Source organism: Agrobacterium sp. 22-221-1, from assembly GCF_053522445.1.
On record NZ_JBNWCL010000007.1, the window covers coordinates 213,752 to 228,865 of the forward strand.

Annotated in this window: 17 protein-coding genes; 7 read left to right on the top strand and 10 right to left on the bottom strand. The window is 59.3% G+C overall.

Annotation, left to right across the window (positions count from 1 at the left end; all coding sequences use genetic code 11):
- Window positions 1-19 precede the first annotated feature (19 nt).
- Complete coding sequence (locus tag ACQZ5N_RS13365; protein ID WP_080852850.1) at window positions 20-1,060, top strand: AraC family transcriptional regulator; 1,041 nt, start codon at window positions 20-22, stop codon at window positions 1,058-1,060.
- 464 nt (window positions 1,061-1,524) lie between these two features.
- On the top strand, window positions 1,525-1,770 hold the full coding sequence (locus ACQZ5N_RS13370) for a helix-turn-helix domain-containing protein (RefSeq protein ID WP_020809172.1): 246 nt from the start codon (window positions 1,525-1,527) through the stop codon (window positions 1,768-1,770).
- A 211-nt stretch (window positions 1,771-1,981) separates the two neighbouring features.
- Here ACQZ5N_RS13370 and ACQZ5N_RS13375 read toward each other — a convergent pair whose 3' ends face one another.
- The 8 genes from ACQZ5N_RS13375 to ACQZ5N_RS13410 form a co-directional block, all read right to left on the bottom strand.
- Window positions 1,982-2,971: an Ldh family oxidoreductase gene (locus ACQZ5N_RS13375; protein ID WP_448733149.1), complete on the bottom strand. Its 990-nt coding sequence runs from the start codon at window positions 2,969-2,971 to the stop codon at window positions 1,982-1,984.
- Window positions 2,972-3,121: 150 nt separating this feature from the next.
- On the bottom strand, window positions 3,122-4,045 hold the full coding sequence (locus tag ACQZ5N_RS13380) for an energy transducer TonB family protein (protein ID WP_448733150.1): 924 nt from the start codon (window positions 4,043-4,045) through the stop codon (window positions 3,122-3,124).
- Window positions 4,042-4,518 (bottom strand): TonB system transport protein ExbD, encoded by a 477-nt coding sequence (gene exbD, locus ACQZ5N_RS13385; RefSeq protein ID WP_059759025.1) that lies wholly within the window; start codon window positions 4,516-4,518, stop codon window positions 4,042-4,044. The genes ACQZ5N_RS13380 and exbD overlap by 4 nt, the downstream gene beginning before the upstream one ends.
- Before the next feature lie 6 nt (window positions 4,519-4,524).
- Entirely contained in the window at window positions 4,525-5,730 is a 1,206-nt protein-coding gene (gene exbB / locus ACQZ5N_RS13390) for a tonB-system energizer ExbB (RefSeq protein WP_448733151.1), read from the bottom strand.
- Between the two features lie 193 nt (window positions 5,731-5,923).
- Complete coding sequence (hutC, locus tag ACQZ5N_RS13395; protein ID WP_448733152.1) at window positions 5,924-6,661, bottom strand: histidine utilization repressor; 738 nt, start codon at window positions 6,659-6,661, stop codon at window positions 5,924-5,926.
- A 34-nt stretch (window positions 6,662-6,695) separates the two neighbouring features.
- On the bottom strand, window positions 6,696-7,481 hold the full coding sequence (locus ACQZ5N_RS13400) for an ABC transporter ATP-binding protein (RefSeq protein ID WP_003524386.1): 786 nt from the start codon (window positions 7,479-7,481) through the stop codon (window positions 6,696-6,698).
- A complete protein-coding gene (locus ACQZ5N_RS13405) occupies window positions 7,481-8,254 on the bottom strand; it encodes an ABC transporter permease (protein WP_020809179.1) in 774 nt (257 codons plus the stop codon). The genes ACQZ5N_RS13400 and ACQZ5N_RS13405 overlap by 1 nt, the downstream gene beginning before the upstream one ends.
- A gap of 138 nt (window positions 8,255-8,392) precedes the next feature.
- Window positions 8,393-9,334, bottom strand: coding sequence for an ABC transporter substrate-binding protein (locus ACQZ5N_RS13410; RefSeq protein WP_137004195.1), 942 nt, complete (start codon window positions 9,332-9,334; stop codon window positions 8,393-8,395).
- Between the two features lie 207 nt (window positions 9,335-9,541).
- Between ACQZ5N_RS13410 and ACQZ5N_RS13415 the strand changes: the two genes are divergently transcribed.
- Window positions 9,542-10,252 carry a YoaK family protein gene (locus ACQZ5N_RS13415; protein ID WP_448733153.1) on the top strand — a complete coding sequence of 237 codons (711 nt, stop codon included), beginning with the start codon at window positions 9,542-9,544 and terminating at the stop codon, window positions 10,250-10,252.
- A gap of 12 nt (window positions 10,253-10,264) precedes the next feature.
- Here the strand turns inward: ACQZ5N_RS13415 and ACQZ5N_RS13420 are convergent, their stop codons facing one another.
- Window positions 10,265-10,783 (bottom strand): hypothetical protein, encoded by a 519-nt coding sequence (locus ACQZ5N_RS13420; RefSeq protein ID WP_003524381.1) that lies wholly within the window; start codon window positions 10,781-10,783, stop codon window positions 10,265-10,267.
- A gap of 78 nt (window positions 10,784-10,861) precedes the next feature.
- On the opposite strand from ACQZ5N_RS13420, the gene ACQZ5N_RS13425 reads away from it, so the two are divergent.
- Window positions 10,862-11,500: a trimeric intracellular cation channel family protein gene (locus ACQZ5N_RS13425; protein ID WP_080818366.1), complete on the top strand. Its 639-nt coding sequence runs from the start codon at window positions 10,862-10,864 to the stop codon at window positions 11,498-11,500.
- Window positions 11,501-11,575: 75 nt separating this feature from the next.
- Here ACQZ5N_RS13425 and irrA read toward each other — a convergent pair whose 3' ends face one another.
- On the bottom strand, window positions 11,576-11,995 hold the full coding sequence (gene irrA / locus ACQZ5N_RS13430) for an iron response transcriptional regulator IrrA (RefSeq protein WP_003507276.1): 420 nt from the start codon (window positions 11,993-11,995) through the stop codon (window positions 11,576-11,578).
- A 317-nt stretch (window positions 11,996-12,312) separates the two neighbouring features.
- Here irrA and fabA point away from each other — a divergent pair, with 317 nt between their 5' ends.
- From fabA to fabI, 3 genes are all read left to right on the top strand, one after another.
- Window positions 12,313-12,828 carry a 3-hydroxyacyl-[acyl-carrier-protein] dehydratase FabA gene (fabA, locus tag ACQZ5N_RS13435; protein ID WP_003507274.1) on the top strand — a complete coding sequence of 172 codons (516 nt, stop codon included), beginning with the start codon at window positions 12,313-12,315 and terminating at the stop codon, window positions 12,826-12,828.
- A 75-nt stretch (window positions 12,829-12,903) separates the two neighbouring features.
- Window positions 12,904-14,127, top strand: coding sequence for a beta-ketoacyl-ACP synthase I (gene fabB / locus ACQZ5N_RS13440; RefSeq protein WP_003524377.1), 1,224 nt, complete (start codon window positions 12,904-12,906; stop codon window positions 14,125-14,127).
- 6 nt (window positions 14,128-14,133) lie between these two features.
- Complete coding sequence (gene fabI / locus ACQZ5N_RS13445; RefSeq protein WP_020812529.1) at window positions 14,134-14,940, top strand: enoyl-ACP reductase FabI; 807 nt, start codon at window positions 14,134-14,136, stop codon at window positions 14,938-14,940.
- Window positions 14,941-15,114: the final 174 nt, after the last annotated feature.

The following is a 15,114-nucleotide window of genomic DNA, read 5'->3' on the forward strand; positions in this document are numbered from 1 at the left end:
TGGTACGCCAAGGCGAGGGATGCCCGAGAAGAGGGTCAGTGACGAGATAAGTGTGGTGGCCGGTCTGGCTGCCGGCGTCAGCAATTATGCCCGGTCACGGGGCATCGATATCGCGCCGATCTGCAAGGCTCTGGACATTGATCCAGCCATATTCAGCAGCCTGACGGAACGTATCAGCCTCGATAGATTTTCCCGCCTGCTCGAAACCTGCGCACTGATTTCCGGCGACGACGCCTTCGGTTTGCAATGCGCCTCCACCTTTCCAGCGGGTGCATCCGGCGCGTTCGGATATGGGCTGATCAGCGCACCGACGGTAAGGGCGTTCCTGCGTTTTCTTCAGGACCATGTCTATTACGCGACCAACAACAGCAATTTCACCATGGTAACGGATGCCACGCAGGTAACCCTGTCATGGTCCTTCGCGCCGGTTATCGCCAAACGCGATCAGTATGTGGATTTGTCGCTCGCCGTCCTGGTACAACGTCTCCGCGATATTCTCGGAGATCGTATCAACCAGATCGAGATCGGTCTGGAGCGGCCGAAACCGAATAATATTCAGCTATTTAAGGAAAGAATGACCAGGCGCGTCAGCTTTTCTCAGCCCATCCACACCATGCGTCTTCCGGTATCGCTTCTCGATGTGGTCAATCCGAATGCGGATGAACGGCTGTTCGAGCTGATGAACCTGCAATGCCGCATGTTGCGACCGGAAACATCGGCGGACGCGACCCATTTCATTGACCAGGTGAAGCGGTACATGCAGATGCGGCTCTCGGATGCCGAGCTTTCGCTCGGCGAGATCGCTCCCTATTTCAACCTGTCGGAGCGGAGTTTTCAACGGCGGCTCGCAGAGCTCGGCACCAATCTCAACGAGATAAAGGACGCCATTCGCAAAAATGCCGGTTTCAAACTCCTCGTGGAAAGCGATCTTCCGGTATCCGACATCAGTTACAGGCTTGGCTATTCGACACCCGGTGCGTTTTCGCGTTCCGTCTCCCGCTGGTTCGGGGCAACACCGACCGACATTCGCAAGAAACACGCGCATCATTCCGCCGGATGATACATGTTGACGGCATCAATATTTCGGAATGACGCATTAAATTTGAGAAATATGTCAGCACTCATCGCGTTGTGTGCCGAAACATAACAATAAAACGAAAAACTTGGCGCGCGATGTTATTCTATCGGTGCGGCACATCGCCTATTAGAGCGCCGCATATCCTTCGGGTGTGACGAAAACATTCCAGAGCTTTGAAGCTGCATTTCACGCTAGGCCGATTGTGGTCTCTGGCGATATCGATGTTGCAGTTCCTTTCAATGCACAGAATAGAGCGTCCGCGCCGGGATCGGCTGGCTGCGAAAGCGGCCCTTTATTGCATAATTACCGATGCCCGATGAAACCTATTGGCGAAATTAGCGTTTCTGTTCGCGTATAGACAGAGCGGTAGACGAGCTGGTTTCGGGGAATGAATCATTGACTGATCGTGCCCCGGGAAGGCCAATCTCTTTTAAGGCTGAAAGAAAATGTCTTCAAATACGCCGCATGAACATCGCCAGACGCGTGAAATCATCCTTTCGGAGCGTGAGCGGCATTATCTGGGGCTGGTCGCGCGGGGCAAGCATCCGTCCCACATCGCCTTGATAACCGGCGCGGACGAAGCGGACGTGAAGGACACTCTTGAAAGGGTGCGCCACAGGCTGGGCGCCACCAATCTGCTGAATGCCGTCAGCATCGCCCTGCTGCGCGGCCTGATCGAGCAGGACGCATAATCGCCACCTGATCATCCAAGCTTACGCGAAACGTCCCCTCCCGTAAGCTGAAAACCGAATGAGCGGCTTTCTGCGTCAAAATCCTTCCATATCAATGGCGGGATGGCGGACCAAAGCGGGCTGGACATGATGTCCGGCCCTATAGACGCAAAGCAGCCATTTACGGTTTGCCCGGCGGGTCATATTCGACCCGCCGGGTTTTATTGTCGCATCAAAGCGACTGAATTTCGGCCAGAATATCGCTTTCGATCACGATGCCGCTTTCCAGCGCCTGTTTGCGAATCCCCTGGCTGCGGCGGCCGGGCAGACGCACATTTTCCTGCTTTTCTATCTCGCCGGCGATGAGCCCCAGCCGCTCGGTAAAGGCCGTACCGCCTGACGATACGGGGTCTATGGCGATGATCGTGTGGCCGAGAGATGGCGGCGCTCCCTTATCGTCGAGAAGGGAAGAAGCCTCGAATGCGAAGTTTCCGCCTGTCACCGCAGCGGCCATGATCTCCACCATCAATGCCAGCGCAGCGCCCTTGGCCTCGCCTGCGGGCACCATGGTTCCCTCTATGGCCTCTTCGGGATCGGTCGTCGGTCGGCCGTTTCGGTCGAGCGCCCAATCGCCGGGGATGGTTTCACCCTTCTGGCGGGCCGCCATGATCTTTCCGCGCGCGACCTTGGAGAGCGCGAGATCGATGACCAGCGGATCGGCGCCGCTGACGGGGGTGGCAAAGGCGATCGGATTGGTTCCATAAAGCGGTTTGCTGCCGCCCCAGGGCGCCATGGATGCCGGGGCGTTGGCGAACATGAGCGCGACAAAACCCATTTCGGCGAGGCGTTCGACGGTCAGCGCCATGACACCCGCATGATGAGAGCGGTGGATCGCGGCAAGCGCAATGCCCTGCTGCCGGACCATGTCCGGCAATTCCTCAAGGGCGCAATCGATCGCCGGATAGGCATAGCCGTGATTGGCGTCGACCGAGAGCACACCCGGCTTCACGCGGGTCGCCACCGGACGCGCCTTGCCATCGACTTTACCAACACGCGCCTGCCGGACATAAACGGGGATACGGCGAAAACCGTGACCGCCTTGGCCGGCCGCCTCGGAGGCGACGAGCGCCTTTGCCACCGAACGGGCGTTTTGCGGCAGAACGCCGTTGCGCTCAAAGATAGAGGATACGAGATCCTCCGCCTCTGCGATTGAGAATTTCATGATTTTCGTGATTCCTGTTGGCTTGCATGCGATGGGACGGACTGGTCCTACTTTGCGGTATACGGTCGCTGCAAATCAACACGGAAAATAAATCGGGCATCCCATCCTCTCCAGAGTCGGGATGCCCTTATGCGGTCTGGCTGTTTCAGCCTACTTGAAAAGAATCGGCAGGGTAAAACTCGTATTTGCGCCTGGCGGCGGCGGCGAGACGGACGCTCTTTGTATGACGGCCAGAAGCTTCTGATCCATCGCCGAGTCACCGGTGGATGAAATAATCCTCGCACCGCCTACGGAACCACCGCTGTCTATCTTGAATGAAACCGTAATGGTCATCCCCGATTTTCCAGCCGAACGCACCAGTCGCCGCTGCATCGCCGAGCGCACTTTCGCACCCCAATCGGCATTTGACATGGACGAGGACGAGAAGGAGCCGGCATTGCTGCGCGATGCCGCCGTCCGGTCGGACTGCTGGGCTTCAGCCTTCGCCGTTTCGCGCAGTTCCGATGCCTGCTGCGGTTTAGGACGCTGGCGCTCGACCTTCTTTTTCTCTTCCGGCTCTTTCTTTTCCACCTTCTTTTCGACGGGTGGCGGCGGAGGACGCATGACGGGCAGAGGAACCTCGACATTTTCGAGTTCCGCCATCATCTGCTCCTGAACGGGATCGACCGGCTCCACGGGTTCGGGAATTTCCTGCGGTTCGACGATCTCCTCAACCGGCGGTTCAGGCGGCTGCACCGGCTCTGGCGGCGGCGTTTCCGCAACCGGCTCCGGTGGCGGCGGCTCTTCCGGGGCAGCTTCCTCCACCGGTTCGCTGCTGTCGCTCTTCACCTCTTCGGCGTCCTCGACATCCTGCGCCTGCGTCGTTTCTTCGGTCTTGACGGCCTCCGGTATCGCCGCCATTTCGATCATGATCGCAGCAGGCGGCGGCCCGCCGGCATCCAGCTCCTCGGGCTCCTGCATCAGATAATAGGCAAAACCGGCGTGAACGCCCAGCATGAGCAGCGCCGCGGCGGACCACAGCGTCACTTCCCCGATACGGGAATGCCGGGCCTGCGGGTAGCCGTTTTCAGTCATGGCGCGGTTCCCGGCGCTGCGGGTTGGCCAGCGGCAGCGGGCTGCGCTACGGCAGCCGCGTTTTCCAGCCCTACGAGGGCGATCTTCAGATAACCGGCATCTCTCAGCAGGTTCATGATTTCCATGAAGTGGCCGTAGTCGACCGCCTTGTCGGCCCGCAGGAAGATGCGCGTATCCTTCTTGCCACCCGTCTGCCGGTCGATGGCGGCCGCCAGTGCTTCGCGGGCAACCGCATCATTACCGAGATTGAGCGAGAGATCGTCCTTGACCGTCAGATAAAGCGGCTCCTCCGGGCGTTCCGCCGGCTTTGCGGTGGATGCGGGCAGATCAACATTCACATCGACGGTGGCGAGCGGTGCCGCCACCATGAAGATGATGAGCAGAACCAGCATCACGTCGATGAAGGGCGTGACATTGATTTCGTGGTTTTCGGAGAGATCGTCTCCGCTATTTTCGCGAATACCGCCAGCCATGGCCGATCACCGTCCAACCAGCGATACTGCGGGCTTGCTGGTGCTGCCCGGCGGAATACGGCGGAAATCGAGATCGCGGCTGACGAGGCGTTCCACACCGGCTGCGGCATCCGCCAGCAGATGGCGGTAACCGGTGATGGAGCGGGCGAAGACGTTGTAGATCACCACGGCCGGAATAGCGGCGACGAGACCGATGGCGGTGGCGAGCAGCGCTTCGGCAATGCCCGGCGCGACGACGGCAAGATTGGTCGTCTGCGATTCCGAAATGCTGATGAAGGAGTTCATGATGCCCCAGACGGTGCCGAACAGACCGACGAAGGGAGCGGTGGAACCGATGGTCGCAAGAACACCCGTTCCGCGCGACATGCGGCGACCCGCATGGGTTTCGATACGCGACAGCGCCGACGAGACACGCTCCTTGATACCGCCGCCATCCGTGTGTTCGACCACCGCATCGGAAAGCTGCATTTCGTGGGTCGCCATGCGCAGCATCAGTGCTGCCGGTCCGCCCTTCTTTTCGACGGCCTCGGTGGCCTCCGTCAGGGTTTTTGCCCTGCGAATGACCTTGAGCGTCGAGCCGGCGCGCACCCGCGCACCTGCAAGCTCGATAGACTTCGCGACCCAGACCGTCCACGTGACCAGAGATGCGAAAGCAAGGCCGATCATGACACCCTTCACGACCCAGTCGGCCGCCATGAACATGCCCCAGGGAGAAAGGTTGTGCGGGATATCCGCACGATGTTCAGCGCTCGCGGGCTCGGTGCTGACAGGCTCTATCGGGGTCGCGGCTTCATTCGGCGCGGTCGTCTGGCCCGTCTGTGCGGGTTGCTCGGTCTGCGTCGGGTGCGGCGCCAGGCCTTCGGCGCCCGGTGCGGTATTCGTCGCGGGCTGAGCCGGCGCAGGCTGGGCCGGTGCGGGCTGAGTTGACTGAGGCTGCGAGGGTGCGGCGGCGGCCGGCTGTTCCGGTGCAGTCGCGGAAGGCTGGGCGGGCGCGGCGGCCGGAGCGCTCGGCGTTGCAGGAGCCGCCGGCTGTGCTGGCTGAACCGCTTCCGTTTGCGGTGCGGGCTGTATCTGGGTTTCCGATGCCGTCTGAGCGAAAACCGCGCCGGCACTCAAGCCGGCCAGCAAGGTGACAGTCATGGCAAGGGAGAAATGCCTTGTCGTGTTTGCCTTGTTGAAGGATGCGGAAGAAGTTGAGGTCTCAGCTGACATAATTTTTATCCCGGATTTCCGTCGATGAACTCATCCGCAGATTGACCGGTTCCTGAAAACCGGGGTCATGAACGGATACCGTCGTGAAAGCTTGACGTTCCGATAATAAACCTGAGTTCTTTTGACAACTATTATATTGTCAAAAGACCACCCGTAAACTCTTCTTTACAAAAAATTGACCGATCGACGGCCTTCAGCTGTTCTGCGAGGGCGAAAACTGCGCAACGAGGGCGTGCCGGTCACCGGGATAGGTGACACGGACGCGGGTGATATAATCCGCCCCATGCCAGGTCCGGCGATCGATCACCAGACAGGCAGCACCGGAAGCAATGCCGAGCGCCGCCGCATTTTTACGGTCGGCGGAAACGGCGCTGATACGATGTTCGGCCGCACTCCATGGAACCATTTTCAGCAGCCATGTCCCCGGCCCGATCTGTGAAAAATCCGCGGCTTCCGCCTCCGGAACGGCGGTGACATTGACGATGCGCTCCTCAAGGCAAAAGGGAACGCCGCCGGCGAAGTGCGTGCAGGTGAGTTCCAGGACCGGGGCCTCGGCGGCAAGCGTCATGGCCGCGCCGTCTTCTTCCCCCGCAGGGCGCAGCCGTCGCTTGTCGAGACGGTAACCGTAGACCAGACCCAGCGCCTGCACCTCCCGCTCGATATCGTGGATTTCCAGAACGGCGGATTGCGCATGGGGCTGGCGAACGAAGGTGCCGAGACGGCGGCGTCTTTCGATGAGTCCGCGCTGCACCAGCTCGCCGAGAGCCTTGTTCACCGTCATGCGCGAACAGGCATATTGCCGGGTCATCTCGTGTTCGAAGGGAATACGATAACCCGGCGGCCATTCGCCCGACATGATGTGGCGCTCGACATCATTGCGAATGCGCTCGTGCAGCGATTTTTCCTGAAGATCGGCGCCTGTGCTCCTCATCCCGATGCTTTTATCCTCCCCTTTGCCGGATCAACTATCCATGGGCAGCGGCGGCAATCGCCTCGCTGCGGATTTCCTCCGTAAGCTTGGCGCGCAGCTCAGAAAATTCCGGGCTGGCCTTGACGGTGTAGTGACGCGGATGCGGCAGGTCGACCGGCGTGATCGACTTGATGCGACCCGGCCTTGCGGACATGGTCACCACACGCGACGCCATGAAGACCGCCTCCTCGATATCGTGTGTGACGAAAATGACCGTCTTCTGCTCCCGCTCCCATATACCGAGCAGCAATTCCTGCATCAGCCCGCGCGTCTGGTTGTCGAGAGCGCCGAAAGGCTCGTCGAGCAGCAGGATTTTCGGGCCGTTCGCCAGGGCGCGGGCAATGGCCGTTCTCTGCTGCATGCCGCCGGAGAGCTGTTTCGGCCAATGGTTCTCGAAACCGCGCAGGCCGACCTTGTCGATATAACTGTCGACGATCTCCCATTTTTCCTTCTCGGCAACGCCGCGTTCGCGCAGGCCGAAGGCGACGTTTTCGCGGATCGTCAGCCAGGGAAACAGGGTATAGGACTGGAACACCATGCCGCGATCCGCCCCCGGGCCCGTCACCGCTTTGCCGGACAGCAGCACTTCGCCCGTCGTTGGGCGGTCGAGACCGGCGATGATGCGCAGCAAGGTCGATTTTCCGCATCCCGACGGGCCGAGGATGGTGACGAAATCATTGCGGGGAATTTCCAGATCGGTGGGCTGGAGGGCCAGCGTCGGCTGCCCGCCCTGCACACCCGGAAAAGTGCGGCTGACGCCCTTGATAACAAGTTCGCTCATCAGGCAAGCCTCCAGGCAAAAAGCTTCCGGTTCAGCGATTTGAACGCGAAGTCCGAAATAAGACCGATAATGCCGATGACGATGATGCCGAAGATGATCTGCCCGGTCGCCATCAGCGCCTGGCTGTTGATGATCATATAACCTATGCCTGAGGAGGCGCCGATCAATTCCGCAACGATAACGTAGGTCCAGGCCCAGCCGAGAACGAGACGGAGGATTTCCGCAATATCGGGCGCATTGGCGGGAATGAGAACACGCCGCACAACGCCCCGGTCCTTCGCACCAAGCGTATAGGCGGCCTCCACCAGATCACGCCGCGTGCCGGCGACAGCCACGGCCACCATCAGGATGATCTGGAACACCGCGCCGATGAAGATCACCAGCAGCTTCTGCATCTCGCCGATGCCGGCCCAGAGAATGAGGAGCGGCACGAAGGCGGAAGCCGGCAGATAGCGCGCGAAGGAGACGAAGGGCTCCAGCAGCGCCTCGATGGGCTTATAGGCCCCCATGGCGATGCCGACCGGCACGGCAACGAGCGATGCCAACACGAAACCGCCCACCACGCGCCAGATCGTCATGCCGATATCGCTGGCAAAACCCTGATCGGTCAGCAGATAGATGCCGTCCTTCAGCATGGTGATGGGGTCGGCCAGAAAGGTTGGCGACACGAAACCGCCCAGCGTGGCAAAGCCCCAGGCGGAGAAAAACAGCACGAAGAACAGGATGCCGAGAGCAATTCTCGTGCTGTTCCTTATGGGTTGAAGAGGTTGCATCTGTCGCCTGTCCGGAAAACCGGCGCGGCACCTTCGCCGCGCCATCAGAACGCCGTGCGCGTTTCGTGACGCACAATCGACGCACTCACCTGTCTTTGGCTGCAATATTCCCTGCAGGGAACGCGGCCGCCTTTTCTGTTACTTGATGAAGGACGTATCCGCGAGGGTCGAAAGATCGGGTTTCGACTTTATCACACCGATTTCCAGCAGCAGGTCCGCCGATTTTTCCGAGAATGTCTTGAATTCACCCTCGAAAAACTTCTGGTTGGCGGCCTTGTCCTGCCATTCGAGGAACTTTGCCGAAGCGGCAAAGGCCTCGCCGGTCTGCTTCACATCCGCCCCCATCGTCGCATAGGACTTTTCGGGATCGGCCTTGATGAGCTCGAGGGCCTGAAAATAGCTATCCGCCAGGGCTTTCGCCGCCTGCGGATTGGCCTTCAGGAAATCCGGGGTGCAACCGAATGTATCCATGACGGCGGGATAATCCAGCGTCGTGGCGAGGATTTTGCCCTTGTCGGGGGCGGCGCGGACAGTGGACAGATAGGGCTCATAGGTCATGGCCGCATCATTTTGACCGGCAACGAATGCCTGCGCGGCCGGTCCCGGCTCGAGGTTGACGACCTTGACGTCCTTCAGGGTGAGGCCGTTTTCCTTGAGGATCCAGGCAAGGAAGAAATAAGGGGAGGTGCCCGGCGCGGAGGCGGCAACCGTCTTGCCTTTCAGGTCCGCGACCTTGGCAACATCACTGCGCACCGCAATGCCATCCGCGCCATGCGACTTGTCCATCTGGAAAATCTGGGTGGATTTCACGCCATTGGCATTCCACGCGATCCATGTTTCCACCGTGGTGGCGGCGCACTGTATGTCACCGGAAGCAAGGGCCAGATGGCGGCTCGCCTGCGGTATTTTCTTGATATCGACTTTCAGACCGTTCTTTTCGAAAATGCCGGCCTGTTTGGCGAGCGTCAGCGGCGCAAAACCGGTCCAGCCGGACATGCCAATCGTCACCGACGTCTCGGCATAGGCGGAAGCGGATGACAACAGCGCGGCGACTGTGGCGAGAACCCATGTTTTCTTCATGATCTGAACCCCTTTTGATTTATTTTTGTGCGATGTTGTTTATCGCTTTATTTGAGGCATGGTAGGCAGGGAATTTATATTTGTCTAGACAAAATAGAAGCTTCCGAAGGCCTCCAGAAAGATTGCAAATACACCATCCGGCATTCTAGACATAGGATAACACGGCCCCGCGCACAGGCCCGCCGTTTTTCCATATCGAGCTTTTCCATGACCAGACAAAGACGTCGCAGTATCATCAGGGCAAGGCGAACCGGAACTGGAATTGCGCTGGTTGCCGCCATTTCCTTCATCGCGGGCATGACGGATGCGGTGGGCCTGCATATTTCAGGCGACTTCGTATCCTTCATGACCGGCAACACCACGCGCGCCGCAGTCTCGATGGAGGCTAGCCTCTATTCCCACGCCGCGAAACTGCTTTTCGCAATCGTTGCCTTCGTGGCGGGCAATGCAGGCGGCATCGTGGTGGCGCATAAGTTCGACCGGCGCATCTTCGCCGTTCTGATGGCGGTGGGATTGCTGATAACAATTGCCGCGCTGCTCGGCGGCGAGACTTCCGCTCTTGCGCAATTTTATCTCGTCGTTTTCGCCATGGGCATGGTCAACGCCGCCGTTGAGCACATTGAGGGACTGCCAATCGGGCTTACCTATGTGACCGGCGCGCTTTCCCGCTTCGGCCGCGGCATCGGCCGTTTTCTTCTCGGTGAACGGAGCCTCGACTGGGGCATTCAGATCGTGCCCTGGCTTGGCATGATCTGCGGCGCGATCTGCGGCGCCATTCTCGCCGCCACCCTGCAATCGAATGCCCTTTGGGTGGTTGCGGCCACGGTTTTCGCCGTCGCCATCGCCACCTTCATCATCCCGCGCTCGCTTCGCCAGCGCTATAATCAAAGGGTCAAAATCCGGCGGATTACACCCTGAAAATCGTCGCTGTCACTTTCGCGAGATGGTGACGAATTTCGTGCCGCGCACCCGCACCGTCATCAGGCAGGGTTCCTTGTCGGTACGCTCGCAATAACGCGGATGCATCTTCAGCACGAAAACCATGTTGCCGAAGCGCTTGATGAAATCATAGTCGTAAATCCGGGCCGTCGCGATCATCAGATAACCGCCCTCTTTCACCTGGACATAGAAATTATAGGGGCATCCCTCGTCGTCGCAGCTGCGGCCCTTTTCGCCGTCGCAATCCAGAACGCCGTGATTGACGACGGCGTCCATCAGCCCGTCATTGTTGATATCCAGCCGCGTGACGAAATCGTCGCCGAAGGCCGCCACCTTGCACTCGTTGCGGAAATGGTCCTTCTCGTAGATCTCGGGGTCGTTCACCAGTTGCTGCTGCGCCGAGAGCGCCACCGGAAACATCAAGAGAACCAGCGCCTGAAGAGCGGCAACGAGAGCGATTCGCACGGCATTTTCCTTTGCATCCGTTTCGGTTATGGATGTTGCGATCATCCGGGCGGCCAGCCTAGAGTTTAGTGCTTGCGCGACACTGACGTGTTCGCAGCCATTGTTTCCGGGGGGAACCTTTTCATGACGCTTCTGGGTTTTCTCGACTATGCCGGCGTCGCCATCTTTGCCGCAACCGGCGCGCTCGCCGCCTCGCGCAAGCAACTCGACCTGATCGGCTTCCTGTTTTTCGCCGCCGCAACCGGCATCGGCGGCGGCACGGTGCGCGATCTGGTGCTTGGCAGGACGCCGGTATTCTGGGTGGTGAACCCGACCTATATCCTCGTCTGCGTCTCGGTCGCGGTGCTGCTGTTTTTCACCGCGCATCTGTTCGAATCCCGTTACCGCGTACTGATCTGGCTCGATGCGCTGGGCCTTTCCGCTTATTGCGTCATGGGAGCAGCCAAGGGGCTTGCCGCCAGCGGCTCCGCAACCGTCGCCATCGTCACCGGCGTTCTGACGGCGACGTTCGGTGGTGTGCTGCGCGATATTCTCGCCGGCGAACCGTCCGTGTTGCTGCGGCCGGAGATCTACATCACCTGCGCGCTTTTGGGTTCCTCCACCTTCATTGTCGTCTATTTCCTCGGCGCACCGCTTTATGCCGCATCAGCCGCAGGCGTCCTGACGGCCTTCGCCGTCCGGTCCGGTGCTCTGGTCTTCGGCTGGACTTTTCCGCCCTATAAGGCAAAGCCCGGCAGACGGCCGGAAGATGTCATGAAGTGACATATAGAAATGGCCGCCGAAAACAGAAATGGCGCCCGCGGGCGCCATTTTCATGTCTGCTGTCGGACTGAAGCCTCATCCGCGCTTGCGACGAAGGCGGATGACCACGTCCACATGGGCGATTTCCATGCCCTCGGGCGCTTCCGGCAAATTGTCGATCTGGAGGTTATTGACGGGAATATCGAGAACCTCGTTCTCGCCCTCCACGAAGAAGTGGTGGTGATCCGAGACGTTGGTGTCGAAATAGGTGCGGGCGCCTTCCACGGCGAGAACACGGATGAGGCCGGCTTCGGTGAACTGGTGCAGTGTATTGTAGACCGTGGCGAGAGAAACGGGCACGCCGGCGGTAACCGCCTCATCGTGCAGTTCCTCGACCGTCAGATGGCGATCGCCCTTTGCGAAAAGCAGATCGCCCAAAGCCACACGCTGTCGCGTGGGGCGCAGCCCCGAGCGCCGCAACCTCGTTCCGATATCCAATGTGGCGTCAAATGCCATGCAATCCCATTCCAAACAGAGGTATGAAACTTACCAATTGCATTAGCATATATCTTTTGCGGCGAGTGCTTTCAATAGTTTCGGCGTGGCTTAGGCGCGGCAAATGGCGGCAAACCGGCCATTCCTGCAAATTTCCTCTGGTTCCAGCCGTACGGTTCCTGTATGCGGACGGCATATTGAGGTAATGACTTCTGCGAAGAAGGTTCGAAGACAAAGAATGTGGGCAGAGCGGCCTCTGCCCTTGCAGCGCTTCATTTTGAACCTAACTTGCTCTAGTGAAGTCGATCAACACCAGTAACTGGGGAAGTGAAAGCGGTATGGCAACGAGGCAATCAAGTTACAATTACGAGGAGATCCTGTCCTGCGGTCGCGGCGAATTGTTCGGCCCGGGAAATGCACAGCTCCCATTGCCCCCCATGCTCATGGTCCATCGCATTACCGAAATTTCCGAAACCGGCGGCGCCTTCGACAAGGGTTTCATCCGCGCCGAATACGATGTCAGCCCCGACGACTGGTATTTCCCCTGCCACTTCCAGGGCAACCCGATCATGCCGGGGTGCCTCGGCCTTGACGGCATGTGGCAGCTGACCGGCTTCTTCCTCGGCTGGCTGGGCGAAGAAGGCCGCGGCATGGCGCTTTCAACCGGCGAAGTGAAGTTCAAGGGCATGGTTCGCCCTCACACCAAGCTCCTTCAATATGGTATTGATTTCAAGCGCGTGATGCGTGGCCGTCTGGTGCTCGGAACCGCCGACGGCTGGCTCAAGGCGGATGGCGAAACCATTTATCAGGCGACGGACCTGCGCGTAGGCCTGTCGAAGGAAAAGGCTGCCTGAGGCAGACGGAATAGTCCTGACAAACGCCGGGCGGCTTCGGTCGTCCAGCCGAAATCTTAAGAAAAGGTCCCTTTCATGAGACGAGTTGTTGTCACCGGCCTCGGTATTGTTTCTTCCATCGGCGGTGATGCCGCTGAAGTCACCGCATCGCTGCGCAATGCCAAATCCGGCATTTCATTTTCGCCGGATTTTGCCGAACACGGTTTCAAATGCCAGGTCTGGGGTAAACCGTCTCTCGACCCGACCGATCTGGTCGACCGCCGCGCCATGCGCTTCCTGTCGCAGGGCGGCGCGTGGAACCACGTCGCCATGAAGCAGGCGATCGCCGATTCCGGTCTCGAAGAGAGCGACATCAGCGGCAATGAGCGCACCGGCATCATCATGGGTTCGGGCGGTCCTTCCACCCGCACCATCGTCGAGGCAGCCGATATCACGCTGAAGAACAACAGCCCGAAGCGCATCGGCCCCTTCGCCGTGCCGAAGGCCATGTCTTCCACCGCCTCCGCGACGCTTGCCACCTGGTTCAAGATCCATGGCGTCAACTATTCCATCTCGTCGGCCTGCTCCACCTCGGCGCACTGCATCGGCAACGCCGCCGAAATGATCCAGTGGGGCAAGCAGGACGTGATGTTTGCGGGCGGCCATGAGGATCTCGACTGGTCCATGTCCAACCTCTTCGACGCCATGGGCGCCATGTCGTCCAAGTATAACGAGACGCCGAGCGTCGCCTCGCGCGCCTATGACGTCAACCGCGACGGTTTCGTGATTGCCGGCGGTGCGGGCGTGCTGGTTCTCGAAGAGCTGGAACATGCAAAGGCGCGCGGCGCCAAGATTTACGCCGAGATCGTCGGCTACGGCGCGACCTCCGACGGTTACGACATGGTGGCTCCTTCAGGCGAAGGCGCGATCCGCTGCATGCGGCAGGCGCTTTCCACCGTGAAGGGCGATATCGACTACATCAATACCCACGGCACCTCGACGCCGGTTGGCGACAGCAAGGAAATCGGCGCGATCCGGGAAGTCTTCGGCGACAAGATCCCGCATATCCAGTCGACCAAGTCGCTCACCGGCCATTCGCTGGGTGCGGCCGGCGTGCAGGAATCGATCTACGGCCTGCTGATGATGCAGGAACGCTTCATCGGCGAAAGCGCGCATATTTCCGAGCTCGATCCCGAATTTGCGGGCGTTCCGATCGTTCGCAGCCGCATCGACAACGCCAAGATCGACACCATCCTTTCCAATTCCTTCGGCTTCGGCGGCACCAACGCCACGCTCGTCTTCCAGCGTCATAACGGATAATTGCCCATGAACGGCATCATGCAGGGTAAACGCGGCCTCATCATGGGCGTCGCAAACAATCATTCCATCGCCTGGGGTATCTCCAAGGCGCTTGCGGCACAGGGCGCGGAACTGGCCTTCACCTATCAGGGTGAAGCGCTCGGCAAGCGTGTGAAACCGCTCGCCGCCGAACTCGGATCCGATTTCATCGTACCATGCGATGTCGAGGATATCGCGTCGGTCGACGCGCTGTTTGCGACGATCCGCGAAAAATGGGGCTCGCTGGATTTCATTGTCCACGCCATCGGCTTTTCCGACAAGAACGAGCTGAAGGGTCTCTACGCGGATACGACGCGCGAGAATTTCAGCCGCACCATGGTCATTTCCTGTTTCTCCTTCACGGAAATCGCCAAGCGCGCCGCAGAACTGATGACCAATGGCGGCTCCATGCTGACGCTGACCTATAATGGTTCGCAGCGCGTCATTCCGAACTACAACGTCATGGGCGTCGCCAAGGCGGCTCTTGAAGCGTCCGTCCGCTATCTCGCCGCCGACTACGGCCCGCGCGATATTCGCGTTAACGCCATCTCGGCCGGTCCGGTCCGCACGCTGGCGGGTGCCGGCATCTCGGATGCGCGGGCGATCTACGCATGGAACCAGAAAAACGCACCGCTTCGGCGGACCGCGGATATCGACGATATCGGCGGATCGGCGCTTTACCTGCTGTCCAATCTGTCGCGCGGCGTAACCGGCGAATGCCATTATGTGGACTGTGGTTATAACATCACCTCCACACCCACGCTGGAGGTTCTCTCCAAAGCGGATGCGGAATAAGCGCCCCGTTTTCAGCTTCGACAAAAGCCCGGCCATGTGCCGGGCTTTTGTATTGTGGGTCGTATCAATTTCGGAAATCACTAAAGTATAATTTATTGGAGTAACTGAATTTAAATATCGGGTGGTTATGGTTCGCAACAAATTCAACGGTTGCGCTTGCCGCATATTCTTAGA

Coding starts and splice junctions, on each gene's coding strand:
- ACQZ5N_RS13365 (WP_080852850.1), top strand. CDS start 20: ATGCCCGAGAAGAGGGTCAGTGACGAGATAAGTGTGGTGGCCGGTCTG.
- fabA (WP_003507274.1), top strand. CDS start 12,313: ATGGCAACGAGGCAATCAAGTTACAATTACGAGGAGATCCTGTCCTGC.
- fabI (WP_020812529.1), top strand. CDS start 14,134: ATGAACGGCATCATGCAGGGTAAACGCGGCCTCATCATGGGCGTCGCA.
- exbB (WP_448733151.1), bottom strand. CDS start 5,730: ATGTCAGCTGAGACCTCAACTTCTTCCGCATCCTTCAACAAGGCAAAC.
- ACQZ5N_RS13405 (WP_020809179.1), bottom strand. CDS start 8,254: ATGCAACCTCTTCAACCCATAAGGAACAGCACGAGAATTGCTCTCGGC.
- irrA (WP_003507276.1), bottom strand. CDS start 11,995: ATGGCATTTGACGCCACATTGGATATCGGAACGAGGTTGCGGCGCTCG.
- ACQZ5N_RS13415 (WP_448733153.1), top strand. CDS start 9,542: ATGACCAGACAAAGACGTCGCAGTATCATCAGGGCAAGGCGAACCGGA.
- hutC (WP_448733152.1), bottom strand. CDS start 6,661: ATGAGGAGCACAGGCGCCGATCTTCAGGAAAAATCGCTGCACGAGCGC.
- ACQZ5N_RS13375 (WP_448733149.1), bottom strand. CDS start 2,971: ATGAAATTCTCAATCGCAGAGGCGGAGGATCTCGTATCCTCTATCTTT.
- ACQZ5N_RS13370 (WP_020809172.1), top strand. CDS start 1,525: ATGTCTTCAAATACGCCGCATGAACATCGCCAGACGCGTGAAATCATC.
- ACQZ5N_RS13420 (WP_003524381.1), bottom strand. CDS start 10,783: ATGATCGCAACATCCATAACCGAAACGGATGCAAAGGAAAATGCCGTG.
- ACQZ5N_RS13380 (WP_448733150.1), bottom strand. CDS start 4,045: ATGACTGAAAACGGCTACCCGCAGGCCCGGCATTCCCGTATCGGGGAA.
- ACQZ5N_RS13410 (WP_137004195.1), bottom strand. CDS start 9,334: ATGAAGAAAACATGGGTTCTCGCCACAGTCGCCGCGCTGTTGTCATCC.
- ACQZ5N_RS13425 (WP_080818366.1), top strand. CDS start 10,862: ATGACGCTTCTGGGTTTTCTCGACTATGCCGGCGTCGCCATCTTTGCC.
- ACQZ5N_RS13400 (WP_003524386.1), bottom strand. CDS start 7,481: ATGAGCGAACTTGTTATCAAGGGCGTCAGCCGCACTTTTCCGGGTGTG.
- exbD (WP_059759025.1), bottom strand. CDS start 4,518: ATGGCTGGCGGTATTCGCGAAAATAGCGGAGACGATCTCTCCGAAAAC.
- fabB (WP_003524377.1), top strand. CDS start 12,904: ATGAGACGAGTTGTTGTCACCGGCCTCGGTATTGTTTCTTCCATCGGC.